The 21,861-nt window shown below is 66.7% G+C and carries 15 protein-coding genes and 1 pseudogene; 9 read left to right on the top strand and 7 right to left on the bottom strand.

The features are described from left to right. Positions 1-45: 45 nt before the first annotated feature. Positions 46-1,095, top strand: coding sequence for a cobalamin biosynthesis protein (locus ACQPXH_RS23775; RefSeq protein ID WP_433598710.1), 1,050 nt, complete (start codon positions 46-48; stop codon positions 1,093-1,095). On the opposite strand, the gene ACQPXH_RS23770 is transcribed toward ACQPXH_RS23775, so the two are convergent. Then, complete coding sequence (locus ACQPXH_RS23770) at positions 1,077-1,937, bottom strand: SURF1 family cytochrome oxidase biogenesis protein (protein ID WP_433598709.1); 861 nt, start codon at positions 1,935-1,937, stop codon at positions 1,077-1,079. The genes ACQPXH_RS23775 and ACQPXH_RS23770 overlap by 19 nt on opposite strands. Before the next feature lie 212 nt (positions 1,938-2,149). After that, positions 2,150-2,611: pseudogene (locus ACQPXH_RS23765) on the bottom strand (low molecular weight protein-tyrosine-phosphatase); the annotation flags it as partial. Between the two features lie 44 nt (positions 2,612-2,655). On the opposite strand from ACQPXH_RS23765, the gene cobC reads away from it, so the two are divergent. The 7 genes from cobC to ACQPXH_RS23730 all read left to right on the top strand — a co-directional run bounded on the left by cobC (position 2,656) and on the right by ACQPXH_RS23730 (position 18,230). After that, complete coding sequence (gene cobC, locus ACQPXH_RS23760; protein ID WP_433598708.1) at positions 2,656-3,693, top strand: Rv2231c family pyridoxal phosphate-dependent protein CobC; 1,038 nt, start codon at positions 2,656-2,658, stop codon at positions 3,691-3,693. 142 nt (positions 3,694-3,835) lie between these two features. Further along, on the top strand, positions 3,836-4,957 hold the full coding sequence (locus ACQPXH_RS23755) for a Nif3-like dinuclear metal center hexameric protein (RefSeq protein WP_433598707.1): 1,122 nt from the start codon (positions 3,836-3,838) through the stop codon (positions 4,955-4,957). Between the two features lie 104 nt (positions 4,958-5,061). Further along, complete coding sequence (locus ACQPXH_RS23750) at positions 5,062-5,706, top strand: hypothetical protein (protein ID WP_433598706.1); 645 nt, start codon at positions 5,062-5,064, stop codon at positions 5,704-5,706. 243 nt (positions 5,707-5,949) lie between these two features. After that, the gene (locus tag ACQPXH_RS23745; protein ID WP_433603562.1) at positions 5,950-6,687 is read left to right on the top strand and encodes a zinc ribbon domain-containing protein; all 738 of its coding nucleotides are present in this window, start codon (positions 5,950-5,952) and stop codon (positions 6,685-6,687) included. Between the two features lie 82 nt (positions 6,688-6,769). Continuing rightward, positions 6,770-8,035, top strand: a complete 1,266-nt coding sequence (locus tag ACQPXH_RS23740) for a bifunctional RNase H/acid phosphatase (protein ID WP_433598705.1) — start codon at positions 6,770-6,772, stop codon at positions 8,033-8,035. A gap of 316 nt (positions 8,036-8,351) precedes the next feature. After that, positions 8,352-10,826: an FAD-dependent monooxygenase gene (locus ACQPXH_RS23735; RefSeq protein ID WP_433598704.1), complete on the top strand. Its 2,475-nt coding sequence runs from the start codon at positions 8,352-8,354 to the stop codon at positions 10,824-10,826. Positions 10,827-11,003: 177 nt separating this feature from the next. Next, positions 11,004-18,230 (top strand): amino acid adenylation domain-containing protein, encoded by a 7,227-nt coding sequence (locus ACQPXH_RS23730; RefSeq protein WP_433598703.1) that lies wholly within the window; start codon positions 11,004-11,006, stop codon positions 18,228-18,230. Positions 18,231-18,363: 133 nt separating this feature from the next. Here ACQPXH_RS23730 and ACQPXH_RS23725 read toward each other — a convergent pair whose 3' ends face one another. Continuing rightward, entirely contained in the window at positions 18,364-18,861 is a 498-nt protein-coding gene (locus tag ACQPXH_RS23725; protein WP_433598702.1) for an N-acetyltransferase family protein, read from the bottom strand. A 297-nt stretch (positions 18,862-19,158) separates the two neighbouring features. Further along, positions 19,159-19,566, bottom strand: coding sequence for a hypothetical protein (locus ACQPXH_RS23720; RefSeq protein ID WP_433598701.1), 408 nt, complete (start codon positions 19,564-19,566; stop codon positions 19,159-19,161). Positions 19,567-19,798: 232 nt separating this feature from the next. Between ACQPXH_RS23720 and ACQPXH_RS23715 the strand changes: the two genes are divergently transcribed. Next, a complete protein-coding gene (locus ACQPXH_RS23715) occupies positions 19,799-20,218 on the top strand; it encodes a pyridoxamine 5'-phosphate oxidase family protein (RefSeq protein ID WP_433598700.1) in 420 nt (139 codons plus the stop codon). A gap of 4 nt (positions 20,219-20,222) precedes the next feature. Here the strand turns inward: ACQPXH_RS23715 and ACQPXH_RS23710 are convergent, their stop codons facing one another. The 3 genes from ACQPXH_RS23710 to ACQPXH_RS23700 form a co-directional block, all read right to left on the bottom strand. Beyond that, positions 20,223-20,801 (bottom strand): NUDIX domain-containing protein, encoded by a 579-nt coding sequence (locus ACQPXH_RS23710; RefSeq protein ID WP_433598699.1) that lies wholly within the window; start codon positions 20,799-20,801, stop codon positions 20,223-20,225. 36 nt (positions 20,802-20,837) lie between these two features. Further along, positions 20,838-21,122, bottom strand: a complete 285-nt coding sequence (locus ACQPXH_RS23705; protein ID WP_433598698.1) for a hypothetical protein — start codon at positions 21,120-21,122, stop codon at positions 20,838-20,840. 70 nt (positions 21,123-21,192) lie between these two features. Continuing rightward, a complete protein-coding gene (locus tag ACQPXH_RS23700; protein WP_433598697.1) occupies positions 21,193-21,846 on the bottom strand; it encodes a TrmH family RNA methyltransferase in 654 nt (217 codons plus the stop codon). Positions 21,847-21,861: the final 15 nt, after the last annotated feature.

Here is a 21,861-nt window from a genome sequence, read left to right as displayed (position 1 = left end):
GGGCATGGGCATGGGTGGGAGGTGGCGACGGGCTACCCTCGCCGAGTGCGAACGGGGACTTCTACGGCGGCCGGGCTGTTGCTCGGGTTCGCCCTCGACCGGGTATTCGGTGATCCACGCCGGTGGCATCCGGTGGCCGGATTCGGTACGGCGGCAAGTGCGCTGGAGCGGGTTACCTATGCCGATCGGCGTTCGGCGGGAGTCGCGCACGAACTTGTGTTGGTCGGTGCGACAACGGCGTTCGGCTTCGGGCTGCGGCGCGGTGGGGTAGTTGCGACCGCGCTGGCGACCTGGACGGTGCTGGGCGGGCGCAGCCTCGTGCGCGCTGGACGGGAGATGGCCGACCGGCTCGAGTCCGGTGATGTGGCGGGTGCGCGAGCGCTGCTGCCTTCGCTGTGCGGACGAGATCCGGAGGTGCTCGATGCGGACGGATTGGCCCGTGCCGCATTGGAATCCATTGCCGAGAACACCTCTGACGCGACGGTCGCGCCGCTGGTGTGGGGTGCGATCGCCGGGACACCGGGCTTGCTCGGGTATCGCGCGATCAACACGCTGGACGCGATGATCGGCTACCGCAACGAGCGGTACCTCCGCTTCGGTTGGGCCGCCGCTCGTGTCGACGATCTGGCGAATCTGTTGCCCGCGCGCGTCACCGGCATGCTCACCGCCGTCCTGGCCTCTACCGTGGGCGGTCATCCCGCCGACGTGCTGCACACGTGGCGACGAGATGCGGCCGAACACCCCAGCCCGAATGCCGGGGTCGTCGAGGCCGCGATGGCCGGTGCGCTCGGTGTGCGCCTCGGCGGGCGGACTCAGTACCGCCATGGCGTCGAACTGCGTCCCAGCCTCGGCGACGGCCCTGCGCCCCAGGTGGCAGATCTTCGTCGCGCTGTACGCTTGTCGGAGGCTATCCAGGTCGGGGCGGTCCTGACCGCTGCGCTCTGGGCAGAGTTCCACGTCGCTGACTCGGCTCGCTCCGTGCCCTTTCGCTCGGCGAAATCGGCCTCGAGAAGTCCTCGGCCGGCCGACCGAGGATCCGCTCCCGGGACCTTGTCTCAGCCGTGCGCGGCTAGTGCTCAGCGAGAACCGCCGTAGCGGTCGGCAAGGCGTTGCTCGTTGCTGGATGCCGGTGCAGGGGTTGGGGTTTCGGCTGGGGCGGGTTGCGGGGTAGCGGTGGTCTTTCCCTTGCGGCGCTCGCGGATCTCGGCGTAGACGAAGTAGCCGAGGCCGAGGGGAGCCATGATGCCGAAGGCCAGCCATTGCAGGCCGTAGGAGAGGTAGGGGCCCGCGTCGAGTTGCGGGAGGGGAGTGGGGGTGAAGGCGCCGGGCTGGTCTTCGCTGAGCTGCAGGTAGCCACCGCGTTCGCCGGTGGGGATCACGGTGAGGGGCAGCTGCAGGACGCTCATCTCCTGTGTGGTGTCCACCGAATACACCTGGCGGTAGCCGTCCTGGACCATCGGGTCCTTACCCGGGGTAACGCCCTCGGACATCCGGATTCGCGCCTCGACCTTCTGCGGCCCGGCGGGCGGGTCCGGAATCTGCGGTGGCCGGGAGCCGTCGACGGCCGCGACGAGACCGCGATCGATCAACAGGATGTGTCCGTCGCCGAGTTTGAAGGTGGCCAGCACCGAGTAGCCCGGTGCGCCGTCCAGGTGGCGCAGGCGAACCAGCACGGTCGAGTTCGGCATATAACTGCCGGTCGCCGTGACACGTCGCCATTCAGCGTGCGAATCGGTGCTCTGGTCGTCCAGCAAAGTGGCTATGTCGATCGGGGCGGCGTCCACCGAATCGGCGATCAGTTGGTTGCGGTGCGATGTGGTGGTGTTCTTGCCGAGCTGCCACGGTGCGAGCACGGTGAAGCAGAGGTAGGCGAAGGCCGCCACGAGCACGGCCAGGATCAGCCAGCTCGGGCGCAGTAGGAAGGTCAGTCGGCGCATCACAAGCGTCCGTCGGGGACGGCTTCGTAAGAAACCGATTGGTTCGATTTGCGTGGCTCTTCGACAGCGAGGGAGCCGTCCGTGGATGCGACGACGTCTCGGGCTGCGTCGACTGTGAGGCTGCGAACGGATGCGTCGGAGTGGGCCGAGCGGGTGCCATCGCTCGGGTCCGCGGTTCGGCTCGTGTCGCCGGTGCGCGCGGCGAGGGTGGCACGAACCCAGTCCAACAGCCCAGGGATGGCGGCCGCGATCTGATCGTGGACCAGGTCGAAGTCGGCGGTGCCGCCGTAGTACGGGTCGGGGACGTCGAGGGCGTCGGCAGCGGGGTCGAAGCTGCGGAGTAGGCGGCGGCGATCCGATGGGATGCCGAGGGTGGCGAGGCGGCGTTCGTGGCCGGCGTCGAGGGCGACCAGTAGGTCGGCGTCGCGGTGCTGGTTGCCGAATTTCGCGGCGACGTGGCCGGTCGGATAGCCGTGGCGGAGCAGGGTGGCATCGGTGCGGGCGTCGGCGTCCGCTCCGGCATGCCAGCCGTCGGTGCCCGCACTGCTGACCCGCACCCGGTCGGCGAGCCCCTCGCGGTACAGGTGCACCGCGAACATCTTCTCCGCCATCGGCGATCGACAAATGTTGCCGGTACAGACGAACGACACATGCAACTCACCCACGACAGCCATTCTGGCCGGTGGTCCCGATGGACCGCCACGTAGGGTGATTTCTCGTGTCAGCGGAGAGTGTCGATCACGCGAAATTGCGTCATCACGGTGACGTCGACGCGCGCCCCGGCATGCTCGATTTCGCGGTGAATGTGCAGGGCAGTGCGCCGCCGGACTGGTTGCGGAACCGACTGGCCGCGCGACTCGGCGACCTCGGCAGATATCCGAGCGCGGCCGACGAACTGGCCGCGCGCGCCGCGGTGGCGGCTCGCCACGGATGCAGCACCGACGAGGTGTTGCTGCTGGCGGGCGCGGCCGAGGGTTTCGCGATGCTGCCTCGACTCGCTCCGCGACTGGCTGCCGTGCTGCACCCCTCGTTCACCGAACCCGAACTGGCGCTGCGCGAGGCCGATATCCCGGTGACCCGCGTCGTACTCGAGCCGCCGTACAGCCTCGATCCGGTACTCGTCCCCACCGCGGCCGACCTGGTAGTGCTCGGCAACCCGACCAATCCCACCTCGGTCCTGCACCCCGCCGACACCATCCGTGCGCTGCGCCGACCGGGTCGGATCATCGTGGTCGACGAGGCCTTCGCCGATGCGATTCCCGGCGAACCTCAGTCACTGGCCGCTGCCGCCACCCCGGACATCCTCGTCCTGCGCAGCCTCACCAAAACTTGGGCCTTGGCGGGCCTGCGCTGCGGCTACTTCCTCGGCGCCCCCGACCTGCTGGCCCGCCTGAATCACGGCCGCGCGCACTGGCCGCTCGGCGCGCTGCAACTGGAAGCGATCATCGCGACCGCCGAGCCGGACGCGGTCGCCGCGGCACAACAGCGAGCACACACGATCGCCGCCGAACGCGGCTCGATGATCGAACGACTGACGGCTCTGGGCATACACGTACACGCCCCCGCCGCCGGGCCATTCCTGCTGCTGCGCGTGCCGGACGGTGAGCTCCTGCGCAAGCATCTGGCAGATCAGGGAATCGCGGTCCGCCGCGCGGACACCTTCCCGGGCCTCGGAGTGGATTACCTGCGCGTCGCGGTCCGCGGTCCCGCCGAGGTCGATCGTTTGGTAGCCGGAATCCGTGCGGCAGGACTTTGATGTCGGCCCTGACGGATTGTCTTTCTGTACGTCCGCGCCGTGCGTGCGGTGCGAGCGAACCGGATCGGGCGCTGGTCTCGGGCCGTCAGGCGTCGGCAGGTGATCTTGATGCGGGCGGAAATCGGGATATGGAGGTAGGCGGATGGTGACGACGCTGGCGGAACTCATCGGGGTGCTCGACGCGGCATATCCGCCGAAGTTGGCGGAGTCGTGGGATTCGGTGGGGTTGGTGTGCGGTGACCCCGGTGATGAGGTGACTCGGGTGCTGTTCGCGGTGGATGCCACTGCCGCCGTGGTGGATGAGGCGATCGATTGGCGGGCGCAGGCTTTGGTGGTGCACCATCCGCTGCTGTTGCGCGGGGTCGACACCGTCGCCGCCGATACGCCCAAAGGTGCTCTGCTGCATCGGCTCATCCGGTCCGGGTGTGCGTTGTTCGCGGCGCATACCAATGCGGATTCCGCTGATCCAGGAGTTTCCGATGCGCTGGCCGAGACGCTCGGTCTCACCGTCACCGGACCTTTGGATTCGAAACCGCGAGCCGCCGTGGACAATTGGGTGGTCCAGGTGCCACGTTCGCATGCGGATGCGGTGCTGGCCGCGCTGTTCGCAGCCGGTGCCGGTGGCAGCGGAGCCTATCGGGACTGTGCTTTGCGGGTGCCGGGAGTCGGGCAGTTTCGTCCGATGACAGGGGCGAATCCGGCGATCGGCGCGATCGGGGAGTTGCAGCAGGTCGACGAGGACCGCCTCGAAGTAATCGCACCGCCCTCGGCGCGCGCCGCAGTGCTGGCGGCGCTGCGTTCGGCTCATCCCTACGAGGATCCCGCCTATCACGTCACCGAGCGCGCGGCGTTGCCGTCCGGGCTCGGCATCGGTCGAGTCGGCACCCTGCCCGAACCGGAGTCCTTGCGCGAGTTCACCGCTCGGGTCGCCGCCGCGTTGCCAGCCACCACCTGGGGCGTCCGTGCGGCCGGTGACCCGGACCGCATGATCAAGACGGTCGCGGTGTGCGGCGGCGCGGGCGACTCCTATCTGAAGACGGTCGCACGCCTCGGTGTCGACGCCTACGTCACCTCCGACCTGCGCCACCACCCGGTCGACGAACACCTGCGCGGCGGCGGCCCCGCCGTGATCGATGCCGCCCACTGGGCCACCGAATTCCCTTGGTGCGCACAGGCGCAGAAAGCAGTCCGAACCGCCCTGCCCGACCTCGACACCCGCATCTGCACGCTGCGCACCGACCCCTGGACGATCGCCGCCCCGTAATCCGATACCGAACCATCCAGTGCCCCGGCGTGTTCGGGGCGTGTTGCCGGACTTGGTATGTGGTTCAGGTGAGTTGACGCGCCCGCTCGGGGTACAACTACCGCATGAACTACCCGGTGGACTTCGGGATCGTGCAGATCGGTCTCATGCTGATCATCCTGGTCGCGGTCGCGTTGCTGATATCGGCGCTCGTCATGGTGCGCAAGGTCGGATTGCGGGTTTTGCTCGGGCGCGGCGCGGGCGGACTAGCGCTGCTGGTCGTCGCGGTACTGCTGCTGTGGGTGATCACGCTCGTGCAGACATTCCTCGGACTGAGCGGGGAGGTCAAGGCCGCGCACGTGGTGGTGAATCAGGTTGCGGGCCAAGACCACCGGCTGGAGGTCGACCTCACCCTCTACGGCGACGAACATCATCCCGACAAGCACGAGAAATATCAGGTCGAGGGTGACCTGTGGGTGCTGCAGGCAAATATCGTCGAATTGAAGCCCTGGGTGAACGCCCTCGGCTTCCACTCCGGCTACAAGGTCACCCGCCTCTACGGCCAACGTCTCGACGGCGTCGCAACCACCCAGAACCAGATCTTCGTCAACGGCGACGACCAGGACTTCTTCAACGATATGCGCAACCACAAATGGTGGACCGACCCCATCGTCCGCTCCGCTTACGGCAATGCCGTAATCGCCACCCCCGGCACCTACGACGTCTTCATCTCCCGCGACGCCATCAAGACCCGCGCCCCCGGCAGCTGACTGAGCTAGCTATCACCGTGGCGATCGGCTGATCGCATCTCGCCCGCACCCGGCGCGCCGAGAGCATGCACGACGCGGGTCGGGGCATGTTCACCGCATCCCCGCCCCGCCTCTCGTCCACGCACTTCACCGCCACTGGTCGTGGCCTGGACCGGATCACCCACCATCCGGGGTACGGTTGAAGACTGGCATCGCCACCTCGCGTGCCCCCATCCGTCCACAGCGTCCAGGAGTTTGTCCGCGTTGAATGTCGAACCACCTGTCCAGGCCAAGCTGCTCCAGCTCGCCGCCGTCGACGCCGAACTGACGCGGATCGCGCATCGGCGCACCGTGCTGCCCGAGCAGCAGGAGGTGGCGCGGCTCGAGGGTGAGCGGAATGCGCACAAGGATGCGGCGGTAGCGGTCGAGATCATGCTCGACGATCTCGACCGTGATATCCGCAAGCTGGAGGGCGAGGTCGACGCGGTGCGCAAACGCGAGGAGCGCGACCGCGGCATGCTGACCGCCGGTTCGGTGGGCGCCAAACAGCTGTCGGAAATTCAGCACGAGCTGGGCAGCCTGGAGCGACGCCGTTCGGTGCTCGAGGACGAGTTGCTCGAGGTGATGGAGCGCCGCGAGGCGTCGGCATCCGATCATGATCACGCGGGTGCACGGCTCAGCAAAACCGAGCAGGAGCTGGCCGATGCGCAGCGCCTGCGCGACGAGGCGCTGGCGGATCTCGATGTGGCGCAGGGCCGTTGCGATTCCGACCGCAAGGATCTGGTCGCGCTGTTCCCGGGCGAACTGCTGAGCATCTATGACCGGCAGCGCACCCAGCACGGCGTCGGCGCCGCGCTGCTGCAGGCCCGCCGGTGCGGCGCGTGCCGGATCGAACTGGACCGCGGTGAGATCGCGCGGATCGCCAAGACCGCACCGGATGTGATCATGCGGTGTCCGGAGTGCGGTGCGGTCCTGGTGCGCACCAAAGAGTCGGGTTTGTGAGGTTTCCGGGGCGGGTATCAGTACTCGCGTCGGTCCACTCCCAGCGACGGATGGTCGGCTGTCGAGGAGGACGAGGGAAACAATGACCGAGCACGAGGTGATCGTCGAGGCCGATGGCGGTTCCCGGGGCAATCCGGGGCCGGCTGGTTACGGCGCGGTCGTCTTCGGTGCCGATCACATCCGCATTCTCGCCGAGCGCAGGGAATACGTCGGTATCACCACCAATAATGTCGCCGAATACCGTGGGCTCATCGCGGGTTTGGAGGCGGCGGCGGAGTTGGGCGCGCGCCTGGTGTCGGTGCGGATGGATTCCAAGCTGGTGGTCGAGCAGATGTCCGGGCGCTGGAAGGTCAAGCACGCGTCCATGATTCCGCTGGCCGACCGGGCACGCAGGCTCGTCGCCGGCTTCGACAGTGTGACGTTCACCTGGATTCCGCGCGCCGAGAACTCCCATGCCGACCGGCTGGCGAACGAGGCGATGGATGACGCCACGCTGATCGGCGAGGTGCACGCCGCCGAGCGGCAGTTGCTCGACGCGGGCGCGGCCGCCGCCACCCTGGCGGAAGAGGTGCGCGAGGCCGAAGAACAGCTGCTCGGCTGGACCGACGAGCCGCAGAACTCCGCGCGCGGCGTCGAAGAGCACTTGCCGAGTCGGATCGATGCGGCCCGGGATGCGCAGTCGACCGCATCGAATACCCGAGCCGCCGAAAACCCGCCCGCCTGGACCGGCGCGACGGGCCGCCCGACTCGGTTGCTCCTGCTGCGCCACGGCCAAACGGCCCTCTCGATACAGCGCCGTTACTCCGGCCGCGGCAACCCGCCCCTTACCGACCTCGGCCGTGAACAGGCCGCCCGCGCCGCGAAAATGCTCGCCGCGAAGGGTGGCATCGCCGCCGTGGTCACCTCCCCGCTCGGCCGGGCCCGCGAGACCGCCGAAGCCGCCGCGACCGCACTCGATATCCCGGTGCGCGTCCTCGACGGCCTCACCGAAACCGACTTCGGCGACTGGGAGGGTCTCACCTTCCAGGAAGCGGCACAACGCGATCCGCAACTACACGCCCGCTGGCTCGGTGATCCCTCGACTCCGGCGCCGAACGGCGAGAGTTTCGACCAGGTGCGCGAACGAGTCGAGGCGGCGCGGCGCGATCTGCTCGCCCTGTATCCCGGCCAGAACATCGTGGTGGTCAGCCATGTGACCCCCATCAAGACGTTGCTGCAGTTGGCGCTCGGCGTCGGTCCGTCGCTGCTGTATCGCCTGCACTTGGACCTGGCGTCGCTATCGATCGCGGAGTTCTATCCGGACGGCGGTTCGTCGGTTCGGTTGGTCAACGACACCTCCTACCTCTGAGGAAGTTGGGCATCGGACCGAACCCGAATCTTTTCGCGAACCGTGAATTATGGCGCATCGCAATGGATTCGGCCTCTCGAAACGACCCGTTTGGGTTGAATCTCACACGGTAACGTTTCAGACACGGTAATAGCGGTAGGCTTCGGATCGGTCAGGCACAGGCATCCCGCCCCGCCTGTCTGGTCGGGGACAACGAAGGTCTTCGAACAGTGCTACTCGGGGGGATGAGAGCTGACGAGCAGCGTTGCTCGGTGGTCGCTTCGAACGATGAAGTAGTCCTGTGCGGTCGAATGATTCGATGGAAGCGCAGGTTCGAATGAGTAGTCCGATCAAGGTTATCGTGCTCGGTGCGGGGATCGGAGGGCTCACCACCGCCGCCGCATTGCGACAGGCGGGCTTCGCGGTCGAACTCTACGAGGCCGCTCCCGAGCTGCGTGGCCAGGGATTCGGACTTTCGGTGCAGGTCAATGGGATCAAGGCGGTGCGCGCGATCGGCCTCGGCATCGAGGAGGAACTGTTCGAGCGCGGTGGCAAGGTCGAGACCTTCCGCTTCAACAACCCGGACGGCACGCCCATCCGAGTGCTTCCGGTGCACCGCCAGGACGACCGGCTCGGCGCGTCGAGCGTCGCCCTGCACCGCAAGGATCTGCACGCGATCCTGCTGCGCGCGATCGGCGACACCCCGACTCATGTTGGCGCACAAGCGACTCGGTTCATCGATGACGGTGATCACGTGCGCGTCGAATTCGCCGACGGCCGCATCGCCGAGGGCGATCTGCTGATCGGCGCCGACGGCATCCACTCCGTGGTGCGCGCCCAATTGCACGGCCGTGCCGAACCGCGCCCCGGCAATTTCGTCGCCTGGTTGGCCTGCATCCCGTTCGAACATCCCGCCGTGCCGCGCGGCTACTCCGCCCACTATTGGGGCACCGGAATGCGTTTCGGCATCCACGACATCGGCCACGGCCGGGTGTACTGGTGGGGCACCATGACGATGCCGGGCGACGAGGCCGCCGACTGGCAGGGCACCAAGGAAGATCTGCGGCGGCTCTATGCCGACTGGGCGCCGGAGGTGCGCGCTTGCATCGATCAGACCGAATGGGCCGATGTGCTCGCCGTGCCCTGCCAGGACCGTCCGCCGCTGGACGGCTGGGGCCGCGGCCGGGTCACCCTGCTCGGTGATGCCGCACATCCCATGCTGCCCAGCCTGGGCCAGGGCGCCAACTCGGCCATCGAGGACGCGGTCGTGCTCGCCCACACACTGAAGTCCTCGCTGGATCCTGTTGCGGGCCTGCGCCGTTACGAGCAGGTGCGTGCCGAGCGCACCGCCATGTTCGTCAACGGCTCGTGGTCGCTCGGCAAGATCGAGCAGACGACCGACCCCAAGCTGGTGAAGGTGCGCGACACCTACTTCCGGTACGCACCTACCGAATTCTTCCTGCGCGAATTGGGCAAGCCGATGTCGTTCCCGCCGCTGGAGGGACCGACCGCGCGGCTGCCGCGCCAGCTGTCCCCAGTGGAGCGCTGGCACTGGATCGCGGATCAGCTTGCGCCGCTGCATATTCTGGGCCGGGTGCGGGTGCACGGCTCCATTACCGCCGAGCAGGTGCGCACCGGTCTCGATGAAGTACAGCACCGACATCCGCTGCTCGGTGTCGCCGTGGCGGCCGAAGCCGATGGCACCGCACCGCGTTTCGTGCCGGTGCCCACGCCGATTCCGCTGCGTGTGGTCGAATCCGCCGAGCCGGATGCCTGGTTGACCGAGGTCGACGAGGTCGAGTTGCGCGAACCCTTCGACTGGCACTCCGGTCCGCTCGCGCGCGCCGTGCTCATCACGGATGCGACCGGTGAGACCAGCGATCTGATCGTCACGCTGCACTATGCGATCGCCGACGGCGAGAGCGCGATGTCGGTGGCCAAGCAGGTGCTGCAGGTCGCCGCGGGCGATGGCGTCGATCTCGAGCCCGCACCGGTCCGGCCGGGTCCGGAGGAACTGTTCCCGGCACAGTTCCAGGGCGCCAGGGGCTTCGGTCGCACCGTGGGATCGCTGCTGCGCGACCAGAAGTCGCAGCTGAAGCGGCCGCGCCGACTCGAACCGACCGAACTCGCACCGCCGTCGCGGCGACGCAGTAGGGTCGTGCACCGCAGCCTGGATGCCGATCGACTCGACGCATTGTCCGCGGGCTGTGCGCGCGCAGGCGTCGGCCTGCAGGCCGCACTCTCGGCGGCGCTGCTCATCGCGGCGGCCCGCGAGTCGGGTACCTACACCGAATCCTGGTACACCGTCGGCAGTTCGGTGAACTTCCGCGGCCACCTCGACGGCGCGGTCGCCGATACCGAGGTCGGGACCTACCAGGGCATGATCGCGACCCCGGCGAAGTACGCGCCGTGGTCCTCGCTGTGGCAGATCGCCGGCGAGATCGAGCGCGAGTACGGCGCAAGAATGGACCGTCGCGACCATCTCGCGGCATTGAGCCTGATGAAGGTCGCCGCACCGAAATCGGTGGCCGCCAGTGCACCCACGGTCAAGCTCATGGACACCCGCGGTCCAGGTCACCTGTGTATGACATATCTGGGGCGCTACGCGTTCCCGGACAAGATCGGCGCGTGGCAGCTCTCGGGCGCGCAATTCGTCTCGGGCATGTCGGTGAGCGGCTTCATCATGGCCACCGCCAATGCCACGCACGGCGAGTTGTCGTTGAACATCGGCTATGTCGAGCCCGCGGTGTCGCGTGAGCGTGCCGAACGTCTTGCCGATGAGAGTGTGCGCGCGCTGCTGTCGGTGATCTGACAGGGCTCGCACACCCATCAACGAGGGCGAATCCCGGCAGCTATGTCGATGCCGGTAGTACGCGCTATCTGAAAACTGGATACAAGTGGTAACGGCTATGCGTTTCGGCGTCGTCAGGGGTGGGTCCTGGACAGTTCGCGCACGGTCTGTGCCGCGACTGTCGCGATAGGAGTGACTGTGACGTCGGAAACCAGCGCAAATCCCGAAAGGCCGATCGAAGCATGGCCGGTCAGCGCATATCAGCGCGACGTACTCGGCCTGGCATTCCGGCTGGCGCCGGAACCCGTTGCGCAGCAGACCTATAGCCTGCGCATGGATGAGCCGCTGGATATCGAGCGGTTGCAGGCGTGCTGGCAGCGCGCCCTGATGAGCGATGACGCATTGCGACTGCGCTTCGTATTCGAGAACGGCGAATTCCGCCAATGGATTTCGAATGACATTCCGCCGGTCGAGGTCGTCGATCTGACCGGAGCACCGGACCCCGAGGCCGCGGCCCAGGAGTGGCTGTGGCACGAGGTCGGCGCGCCGGAGCGCCCGCATCGGCCCGCGCGGCTGGCCGCGGTGGTGGACCGGCCGGACCGGTTCTTCCTGTTCATGTCGTTCCATCACGCGCTGGCCGACGGCTACGGCATGAATACGGTCATCGCCACGCTGGATACCAGCTACAAGATGAAAGACGTCCCGCTCGAACAGCTTGCGGTGCCCGAGCCCGCCAACGAGCACACCGACCGTTCCGTTGCCACCTATCGGCGGATCATCGAGGACGACGAGGCGTACCGGACCTCCGAGCAGTACACGGCGGACCGCGATGGTCTGCTCGCCGCCCTCGACGGCGTCGAACCCGCCCTGTTCCCCAACCGGACCAACTCGCCGAGAATCGCCCGCGGACACTACAACACGATGATCTCGGGGGAGTACCTCGATCGTGTCCGCGCCACCGGTGTCACCGTCTTCGCCTATCTGACCGCCGCGCTGGCTTCGTATCTCGCGACGATCCACCGCACCGATCAGGTGGTGATCGGCGTCCCGATGCTGAACCGGCACTCGGCGGAGACCTATCGCACGCAGGGCCACCGCGCCAATGTCGTTCCGCTGCCGGTGCGCGTCGATCGCGACGTGTCGCTCTTGCGGATCGCCGAGCAGGTGACCCAGCAGATCCGGAAGCTCAAGAAGCATCAGCGCCTCCCGTACGGCGAGCTGACCCGCGCGCTGAATCCGGATCCGGCCGCGCCCCCGCTGTACGACGTCGCCTTCTCCCACACGAAGCTGCCGGATGCCGATTACGTCCACGAGCTGATCTCGAAATGGACGGTGCACAATCCGGGTTCGGTGACCAACGCGCTCACCATCGTCACTGCCGAAAATGGGCGGGACGGCTCGTTCAGCCTCCAGTTGTTCTACGACAAAGACATTTTCGACGCGAGCTTCCCGATCGAATCGGCGCTGCGCAGCGTCGGCGAAATGGTCACCGCGTCGCTGGCGAATCCGCAGACTCCGGTGGGTGCGCTGCCGTTGCTTTCGGCGCGGGCGAGTGCCGAAGTCGCGGCGTTGGAGGCCGGTCCGCGTGTCGAATTCCCCTACACCACTATTGATCGGCTCTTCACCGAAAAGGCCGCCGACCATCCGGACCGGGTGGCGGTCGTATCCGCCGACTCCCGCGAACTGACCTACGCCCGATTGTCCGGTCTGGTCGACGGTTTCGCGGCCAGGCTGCATGAGCTCGGTGCCACCGGCAACGAGTGCATTCCGGTTGTGCTGCCCCGTTCGACCGACATGCTCATCGCGGTGCTCGGCATCCTGCGTGCCGGATGCGCGTACGTCCCGCTCGATCCGGACTACCCGGCGGCGCGTATCGAAACGGTTCTCGCGGACTGTGCGGCGCGGTTCGTGGTCGCTGGAAGCGGGCATGCGCGGGTCTATCACGACCTCGGCATCACCCCTGTCACGGTGGCCGACATCGCGCCCGGCTCCGTCGAAAACGTCTCGCATCCACATGATTTGAGCTATCTCATCTACACCTCGGGCTCCACCGGTGTGCCCAAGGGCGTGATGGTCGAGCATCGCTCGGTGGTCAACCGGCTGACCTGGATGCAGCGCCGCTACCCACTGTTCGCCGATGACGTGATCCTGCAGAAGACGCCCGTCACCTTCGACGTTTCGGTGTGGGAGTTGTTCTGGTGGGCCATCACCGGCGCCAAGGTCGCGCTGCTCGAGGTCGGCGGCGAGCGCGATCCGCGCCGCATCGCGGAGGCCATCGAGGCGAATGCGGTGACCGTCGTGCACTTCGTGCCGTCCATGCTGCCGGCCTTCGTCGACGAGCTGGAGGCCGATCGCACGATCGTGCCGCGCATCGCGGGCCTGCGCCGGGTGTTCTGCAGTGGTGAGGCGCTGCCGCCCGCGCTGGTCCGCCGCTTCCACGCCGCCTTCGCCACGGTCGCTCAGCGACCACCGCAGTTGGTGAACCTCTACGGTCCCACCGAGGCCACCGTGGACGTCTCGTATTTCGATTGCCCGCAAAGCGATTCGCTGGATCTGGTGCCGATCGGCCGTCCGATCGACAATACCGACCTGCTGGTGCTCGACGAATCCGGTCGTCGCATGCCCATCGGCGTTCCCGGCGAGCTCAATATCGCCGGAGTCGGCCTCGCGCGCGGCTACCGCGGCCGCCCCGAGCTGACCGCGGCCGCATTCGTCGACGATCTGACCGTGCCCGGCCGTCGCCGCTACCGCACCGGTGACCTGGCGCGCTGGCTGGCCGACGGCACCCTGGAGTACCTGGGCCGATTCGATGATCAGGTCAAGATCCGCGGTAACCGGATCACCCTCGGCGAGGTGCAGAACGCCATCCTGGGTTGTGCGGGTGTGCGCGCCGCGGTCGTCGTCGACGAGCAGTCCGAAACACATGGACTGCATCTGATCGGATACTTTGTCGGCGATGCCGTCACCGGTGACGAGATCGCCGAACAGATCGCGCTTCGCCTGCCCCGCTACATGATTCCGACCCGGCTGCTGGGCGTCGACCGGATTCCGTTGACGCCCAACGGCAAGACCGATCGCAAGGCGCTGGCACGGGCGGCGGCGGTTTCGGAGCATGCGGAGTTCGTCGGCGTGCCGATCGAACCGCGGACACCGGTCGAGGCCGAGCTGGCACAGGTCTGGCGGACCGTGCTCGGTATCGACTCCATTGGTGTACACGACAACTTCTTTACCCACGGCGGCGACTCCATACTCGCGCTATCGGTACGGACTTCAGCCGAACGCGCCGGACTGTTCTTCGATGTGGATGCCTTCTACGCGCATCCGACCATCGCCGAATTGGCTCAGATAGTCTCGGATGGTCCGGACGGCAACCGGATTCGCATCGCCGATCCATTGGCGACCGTGCCGCTGATCGACCGCGCCGCACTGCATCAGGCCGAGGACGCCTTCCCGGCCACCGCGCTGCAGCTCGGCATGCTCTTCCACAGCATCGAGCGCACGGATTCGGTTACCTACAAGGACGTATTCCGCTACCGGTTCGAAATGCCGTGGGACGCGGCGCAATTCCGCGCCGCGTTCGACCGGCTGGTGCGTCGTCAGCCCGCACTGCGCTCCTCGTTCGAGCTGAGCAGGTATTCGGTCCCGCTGCAGGTCGTGCATACCGCAATCGAGTACGAGATGGACATTGTCGATGTCACCGATCTCGATCCGGTGCTGGCCGATCAGGATGTCGAGGACTACACGCAGGAACGCAGGCGCGCCCGGTACGACCTCGCACGGGCACCGCTGCATGCCGTCCGGGTATTCCTCCGGCCGTCCGAGGGCACCCTGCAGACCGTCGACCTGGTGCTCAGCTTCCACCACGCCATCCTCGACGGATGGAGTGTCGCGACCTCGGTGCTCGAGCTGCTGGTCGACTACCTGAACAAGCTGGGACTGATCGAAACCGGAATCGATGACACGCCGCATGCGGCCACTGTCCTCGCCGAGTACGCCCAATCCGAAATCGCCGCGGCGCACGATGACTCGGCCCGCGAGTTCTGGCGCGAGGCGCTGGCCGGAGCCGAGCCGACCGCGCTGACCGCCCTCGGTGTCCACGAGGGTGCGGGTGTGGCGGCCCCGCAGGCGGCCGCCCTGGTGCCGCGTCGGCTCGCCGAGCGGATCACCGCCTTCGCGGCCCGACATCAGGTGCCGGAGAAGGTGGTCTATCTGGCGGCGCACTGCCTGACCCTGCGTACGGTGACCGGCCGCGCCGATATCACCACCGGTGTGGTCAGCCACGGCCGACCGGATCGGGCGGGTGCGGAGAGCGTCGCGGGCCTGTTCCTGAACACGCTGCCGATGCGGCTGGACGATACCGCCACCACCTGGCGTGCGGCCGTAGCCCAGATTGTGCGTCGGGATCGTGACGCCTACCCGCACCGACGCTATCCACTGCGGTCGATCCTCGCCGATGGCGGGCCGGCGTTCGAGACGGCATTCAACTTCATCAACTACCATGTCTTCGCACCGATCCTCGGTACGGACCGAGTCACCCTGCGCGACTTCGACGTTCGCGAGGACACCAATTTCCAGCTGCTGGTGACCGTGGCCCATGATCCGCGCGACGGCCGAATGTGGGTGCGGGTCAACGGTGATCACACGCTGACCAAGGACCAGTGCGAGACCGTCGCGGTGACTCAGCTGCGCATGCTGGCGGCGATCGTGGCGGATCCGGATGCGGCGATCGACCGCGGCACCGGTCCGGCGACCGCGCGCGATGTCGGCGCACTCGTCGCCGACGCGGCCGCGCTCAATCCGCACGCCATCGCTGTTCAGGGCGACGAATCCAGCCTCACCTACGACGAACTGATAGAACGCAGCGAACGACTCGCCCGATGGCTGCACGGTCTGGGGGTCGAACCCGGCGACCGGATCGGCATCCTGATGAGCCGTCGCCCGGAATTGGTGCTGTTGGTGCTGGCACTCATGCGAATGGGCGCGGCCTGCGTCCCGCTCGATGTCAGCTACCCGCGGGCCCGGCTGAATCTCATGATCGACCGCGCCCGCCCGCACCGGGTGATCGCCGACGCCGCCTATGCCGAAATCATCGACAATGTTCGACTGGTGCTGGACACGGCGGAGGTGTTCGATCCGACGGCCGACAGTGGCACAGAGTTCGCTGTCCCGGACTACCTTTCGCCCGACGCACTCGCCTACGTGCTGTTCACCTCCGGCTCCACCGGCGAGCCCAAGGGTGTCGCCATGCCGCACCGCGGCCTGAGCACGCTGGTGGACTGGCAGAACCGCAGCCCATCGGGCATGAATCTGGCCAGCACACTGCAGTTGGCGCCGTTGAGCTTCGACGTGTCGTTCCAGGAGATCTTCACGACCCTAGCCGCAGGGTCCACGCTGCGGGTGAGTTCGGCGGACCTGCGCGCCAATGTCCAGGAATTGCTCAATACCGTGGTCAGTGAAGGTATCGAGCGGCTGTTCCTGCCCTATGTCGCACTGCAGGCCTTCGCGGAGGCCGTTGTCGCGCGGCGCAAGTTCCCGGTCGACCTCAAGGTGCTCGCGTCCTCCGGTGAGCAATTGCGCATCACCGACGAGATCCGCGCGCTGTGCAAAGTGGTGCCGGGTCTATTGCTGGAAAACCAGTACGGCCCAACGGAATCCCACGTCGCGACGGTATTCACCCTTGCGGGCTCGCCCGACGACTACCCGGCGCTGCCGCCGATCGGACGCCCGGTCGACGGCGATACCGTCGAATTGCTCGACAGCGCACTGCGTCCGGTGACCGATGGTGTGATCGGTGAGATCTACCTCGGCGGCCGGTCCCTCGCTCGCGGTTACCAGGGTCGGGCGGCACTGACCGCACAGCGGTTCGTGGCCACCCATGGCGGCGGAATCCTCTATCGCACGGGCGATCTCGGCGTGCGGCTGGCCTCCGGTGATCTCGTCTGCCTCGGCCGCAGTGACAGTCAGGTGAAGATCCGCGGTTTCCGGGTGGAGCCCGCCGAGGTGGAGCTGTGCATCCTCGGACTGGTCGAGAAGTATCCGGCCATCACCGAGGCGGCCGTGGTGGCACGGGGGTTCGGCGGCATCGACGGTGCGCTGATCGCCTTCCTGGTCGGCGACCCCGAGCAGACCGATCTGGCGGGATTGCGCCACGATCTACGCGGCGTACTGCCCGCGCATATGGTGCCGTCGCGATTCGTCTTCCTCGACGAACTGCCCCGCACTCCCAGCGGCAAACGCGACGACGGCGCATTGCGCTCGATCATCGAATCCGCACCGGAATCGGATACCGCACAACGGGAACCGGCGGACGAATACGAGCACTCCGCAGTCGAGCTACTTGCCGAATACGCGGGTCTGCGTTCCATCGGCCTCGACGACGATTTCTTCGCCGCGGGCGGCACCTCCATCGGCGCCATGCGCGTGGTGATGGGGTTGTCCCGGCGCTTCGGCGCCGAAATACCGTTGGATATGTTCATCGGCGCGCCGACGGCCGCCCAACTCGCGGCGCTGATCCGGTCCGGAAATACCGGGCGCACCTTCGACCCACTGGTGCCGATCACCGTCGGCGGGCACAAGCCACCGCTGTTCCTGGTGCATCCGATCGGCGGAAATGTGCTGTGCTACTTGACCCTTGCCCGCTATCTCGATCCGGATCGCGCGATCTACGGCCTGCAGGCCGCGGGCGCGGACGCGGGCAGTACGCCGGAGAAGACGATCGTCGGGATGGCCGAGTCCTATCTGGCTGCGGTGCGTCGTGTGCATCCGGAGGGTCCCTACCACCTGGCCGGCTGGTCCTTCGGTGGCAATGTCGCGCTGGAGATGGCGCGGCAACTGCCCGAGTGGGAGGTGGCCAGTGTGACGCTGCTGGACACCATGGCATTGCGTCAGCAGGCCCGTGAACCCATCGCCGAGGAACAGCTCATTCGCTGGTTCTTCCTCGAATTGCTGTGGTACGCCCGCGGAAATCAGGCCGCGCTCGTCGATTTCGAACCCGGCGTGCACGGATCCGAGGAGCTCTTCGATGCGATGCTCGCCGAGGCGATCCGGTCGGGAATTCTGCCTGCCGACAGTTCACCGCAGGCGATCCGGCGGCTCTACGAAGTGTTCTACGCCAACTACACGGCGTTGCTGGAGTACCAGCTCGAACCCTACGACCGCGATATCACCCTGCTGCGCGCCGAGGAGGGCCTGCCACCGGGTGTGGATTTCGCGCACCAGGCCGTCGGCAGCATGTTCGACAGTGCGAACAACGGATGGCAGCAGTACGCGGCCCGGCGCTTCACGCTGGTCCCGGTGCCCGGCGACCACCTGCACATGATGACCGAACCGCACGTTCGCGAGGTCGCGGTGCAGTTGGACTCGGCGCTCGCGGCAGTCGATCCGGACCCGGACCGGGAGCTCGGCGCCGAGATGCTCGACGCCTGAGCGGTGTGCTCGATTTGACCGGGTTCGGGTTCGCGTTCCCGCTGATCGGCGCGGTGTGGGTTGCGGTATTCGCGGCGCTGGAGATGGGTGGGGTGTGGCGGCCCGGGTTGTGACGGTCGGTGCCGTCGGAAGGTCACGTCGGCATGATGTCGGACATCACCGCAAGGAACATTTCACTTTCGAGTCGAGGATCATCCGCTGCGCACCGCTGTTGGCATCCGGTGAAGGCGAAACCTGTTCGCAGGTACAGGGACTCGGCATGAAGGTTGCCTTCGACAACCCAGAGCCGAAGTTCCTCATGACCATTTGCCCTGGTCCAGTCGATGGTTGCGGCTAGCAGTCGATCCGAGGCTCCGGTGCCGCGTGCGCTCGGATCGACCCAGACCGACACCACGATCGGCGGCCTGTCATCCGGCTCGGTGACGATGCCCGCCGAGCCGACGACCCGGCCGTCGTGCTCGGCGACGAACAGCAGCCGCGTTCCCATCCACTGCCGCCACTGCGGCTCGTCCCATCGCGACGCCACCTCGAATGTCGAGGCAAACGTCCCCGGTGGTGATCCCGCCAGCGCATCGAGCCGGATTTCCTGGGCGACCGTCCATTCGTCCGCACCCAACTGCCGCACTCTCATCCGGCGATCGTGTACCGACACCGCTGTATCGCGCAACGCGCATGCTTTCGGGCTTGCCGATCGGTTTCGTATGTTGGCGAAATATGCACTCCAGCGACATGATTGCGATGTCCGCCGCATCGCATCCGCTGCCCATGCCGCGACGCACCTGGGTCAGTCGGGTGCACCGGCAGAACGACAGCGCCCGCTGGATACCCGGTTCATGGACGTCTGCCGCCGAGGCCGCGACTCCGCATGGATGTCCGGCCGTGTTGGAGGTCGTGCCGGGCCGGAACGATATGCGCTGAGTCGTCGGCCTCAGCGTAGTCGTCCGCGACGATTCGTCAGTCGCCCATCGTGTACGGCTTGGTCGCGCAGCGATTCGATCGTCTCGGTATCCCGTTCGTTGGCGAGATCCAGCATGGCGAGTCCGGTTTCGCGGATCAGCCCATCCAGGTCGTCGAGCATCGCGGCGATGGCATCGCTGGCTGTCCGCAATTCGGCGGCGCTCGGATCCGGCCGATCGAAGACCATGCGGAGTTTGTGCAGCCGCAGCCCGGTGTCGAAGAGGCGGCGCACCAGCCGATCGCTGGTATCGGCGAAAGTGGTGGCGGTTCCGGACAGCTCCTTGGTGGGGGCGAATGATCGTCGCGGCCTACGCCACGTGCCTCGGCTGCTGCCCACGCGGGCGTCGGTCCGGGAGCTCGACCGCACATCGTCGGGCATCGAAATTCCTCCTGAGTCGTTGCTTCGTATTTTGTGGCCACGTTCGGGACCCCGGAGACGTGGCCGTTCTAGTGCGCCGTTTTCGGCGGCGACGAACGGCTCCTTCGGAAAACCGATACCTGTCTATCCTTCGTACCGTGTAATTGCTTGGTAGGCAACATGATCACCGCCTGTCCGAAGTGAGGTGATCGATACGGGCTGCTTCGCATCGCGAACTGGTGGACAATGGGGTATGGCAGCAGACGGTGTGCGGGAGTCACGCGAACTGTCGGTCGATACCGCACTGCACCTGCTCGGCACTATCGGATTCGGGCGTGTCGCGTTCTCGCGCTACGCCTTACCCGCGATCCGCCCGGTCAGCCATGCGTTGGTCGATGACCACTTGGTCATCTATGCCGACGCCGCGACGACCGGTTCGCTCGATCGTCAGGTCGTGGCGTACGAGGTGGACGCGATCGACCACCGGACCTCGCTCGGCTGGTGCGTGATCGTGACCGGTATCGCCGACACCGTGCGCGACCAGCACGAAATCGTGCATTACCAACAGTTCTTGCCCGCTCGCACGGTCGGTTCCGGTGATCGAGTGACCAGAATCCTGCCCGACATTGTCACCGGAATCGAGTACGTAGGGCCGGACGAGGGCGATCGGTAGTCGTTCAAGGGTTCGGAATCCTTTCGGGGAGTAGCGGTTCGAGTTTCGTGAGGAAGCGCGCGAAGTGTGGATCGGCGTCGGTGCGGTCGAAGGTGTCGATATCCCACCAGCGTGCTTGCGCGAATTCGCCCGGGTCCAAGGTGTATTCGCGGGTGCGGTCGCCGCGGATGACGTACCAGAGGCTGACATCCTGGTGTCCGCTGTGGATGCCGATCGTGGTCGTGACGGTGAGGAACAACGGTTCGGTCCCGATGACGGTGAATTCGGGATCGATGCCCAACTCCTCGGCGGCCTCGCGTCCGGCGGCGGCAAGCGGATGTTCTCCCGGCGAGATGTGGCCGCCGGTCGGCAGCCACAGTCCGGCCAGGAGATGCCGGCCGAGCAGGACGCTGCGGGCTCGCGGGTCGACGAGCACCACGTACGAGACCAGATGTTGTGGGGGAGTATCGGGTTTCACGCGACGGAACACATCGTCGGTCGAGGCCAGCCAGGCCCTGGTGTCCTCGATGTGCTGCCGCTCGAGCGCATCGAGCGGCGTGATCGCGTCGACGATATCGGCGACGGTCGCGGTCGCGAGGTTCATGGCAGGCGACTGTAGCCGCAGGCACCGACAGATTTACTACTCGAGCACGACCGGGCGCAGCCGGGTGGTGTACACCCCGGCGCGATCGAGCGCATCGGCGACGGCATCGAGTTCGATCATGGTCTCCTCGAAGACTTCTCGCGCCCCGGCAATGCAGTATGCCGGGGTGATGAGCGCCCCGATCCCTTCGGTATCGACCAATATTCCCGAGGCCTGCAACGAACCGTAATCGGCATCGAGTTCGGCCAGCTCCCCACGCAGTTCCCGCAGCCGACGAAACAACTGCTGCCTCCGCGCCTCCAGTGCCAACGGATCGGTCATCACACGCTCCCAGCTTCCGACGTGAATTCCATCGCAATCTACCGCGGCCCGCATGCCGAACAACTCTGGCTCAGCACAGCCCCGCGAGTTTGTAGAGCACCAGCGATCCGGCGACGGCCACGTTGAGACTGTGTCCGGTGCCGACCATCGGGATCTCGACGGCCAGATCCAGTAGTTCCAGCCCTTCCGGCGGAATCCCGGTGGACTCGTGGCCGAGCACGACGACAGTGCGTTTGCGGGCGACGGGCAGATCGGCGAGTCGAATGGATTCGTCGGTGAGTTCTACGCCCACGATCGCCGAACCCCCGTCCCGCTGACGCTGCAGCCATCGATCGACCCGCCCATCGATCCAATGCACGCACTGGCGGTGGCGCAGCGTATTGCCGTGGTCGAGCGCATCGGGCACCCAGGGCCGTCGCGGCACGGCCATGCACGCACCGACCGCATCACATGTGCGAAGCAGCGTGCCGAGATTGACACCGTGCTTGGGCCAAAGCGGTGCCGCGAGTAGATGATTCCAACAGCTATGCGAACGCGGACGGCGCTGACGGCGAATTTCGGGGCGGGTGCGCACCCGCGCCGCCGTCACCGGCGCGCGGGAATACCCTTCCCGAGGGAGCGGAAGTCTTGGCGGACAATGAATTCCATCACAATGATGCTTCGCGGCGCATCGGGGCCATCGACGTCGCCGGTCACCTGCCGACCGGCCGTATCGTCCCAGCATACCGTCCGCGCTGCG

It is taken from the genome of Nocardia sp. CA-135953 (assembly GCF_050955735.1).
Classification (GTDB): Bacteria; Actinomycetota; Actinomycetes; order Mycobacteriales; family Mycobacteriaceae; genus Nocardia.
The sequence above is the reverse complement of the archived record's forward strand: the minus strand, read 5'-3'. Positions and strand labels throughout refer to the sequence as shown.

Bases quoted from the DNA above. Each gene is read 5' to 3' on its own strand.
- ACQPXH_RS23770 (WP_433598709.1), bottom strand. From the start codon at position 1,937: ATGCGCCGACTGACCTTCCTACTGCGCCCGAGCTGGCTGATCCTGGCC.
- ACQPXH_RS23755 (WP_433598707.1), top strand. From the start codon at position 3,836: ATGGTGACGACGCTGGCGGAACTCATCGGGGTGCTCGACGCGGCATAT.
- ACQPXH_RS23750 (WP_433598706.1), top strand. From the start codon at position 5,062: ATGAACTACCCGGTGGACTTCGGGATCGTGCAGATCGGTCTCATGCTG.
- ACQPXH_RS23740 (WP_433598705.1), top strand. From the start codon at position 6,770: ATGACCGAGCACGAGGTGATCGTCGAGGCCGATGGCGGTTCCCGGGGC.
- ACQPXH_RS23735 (WP_433598704.1), top strand. From the start codon at position 8,352: ATGAGTAGTCCGATCAAGGTTATCGTGCTCGGTGCGGGGATCGGAGGG.
- ACQPXH_RS23725 (WP_433598702.1), bottom strand. From the start codon at position 18,861: ATGAGAGTGCGGCAGTTGGGTGCGGACGAATGGACGGTCGCCCAGGAA.
- ACQPXH_RS23720 (WP_433598701.1), bottom strand. From the start codon at position 19,566: ATGCCCGACGATGTGCGGTCGAGCTCCCGGACCGACGCCCGCGTGGGC.
- ACQPXH_RS23715 (WP_433598700.1), top strand. From the start codon at position 19,799: ATGGCAGCAGACGGTGTGCGGGAGTCACGCGAACTGTCGGTCGATACC.
- ACQPXH_RS23710 (WP_433598699.1), bottom strand. From the start codon at position 20,801: ATGAACCTCGCGACCGCGACCGTCGCCGATATCGTCGACGCGATCACG.
- ACQPXH_RS23705 (WP_433598698.1), bottom strand. From the start codon at position 21,122: ATGACCGATCCGTTGGCACTGGAGGCGCGGAGGCAGCAGTTGTTTCGT.
- ACQPXH_RS23700 (WP_433598697.1), bottom strand. From the start codon at position 21,846: ATGCTGGGACGATACGGCCGGTCGGCAGGTGACCGGCGACGTCGATGG.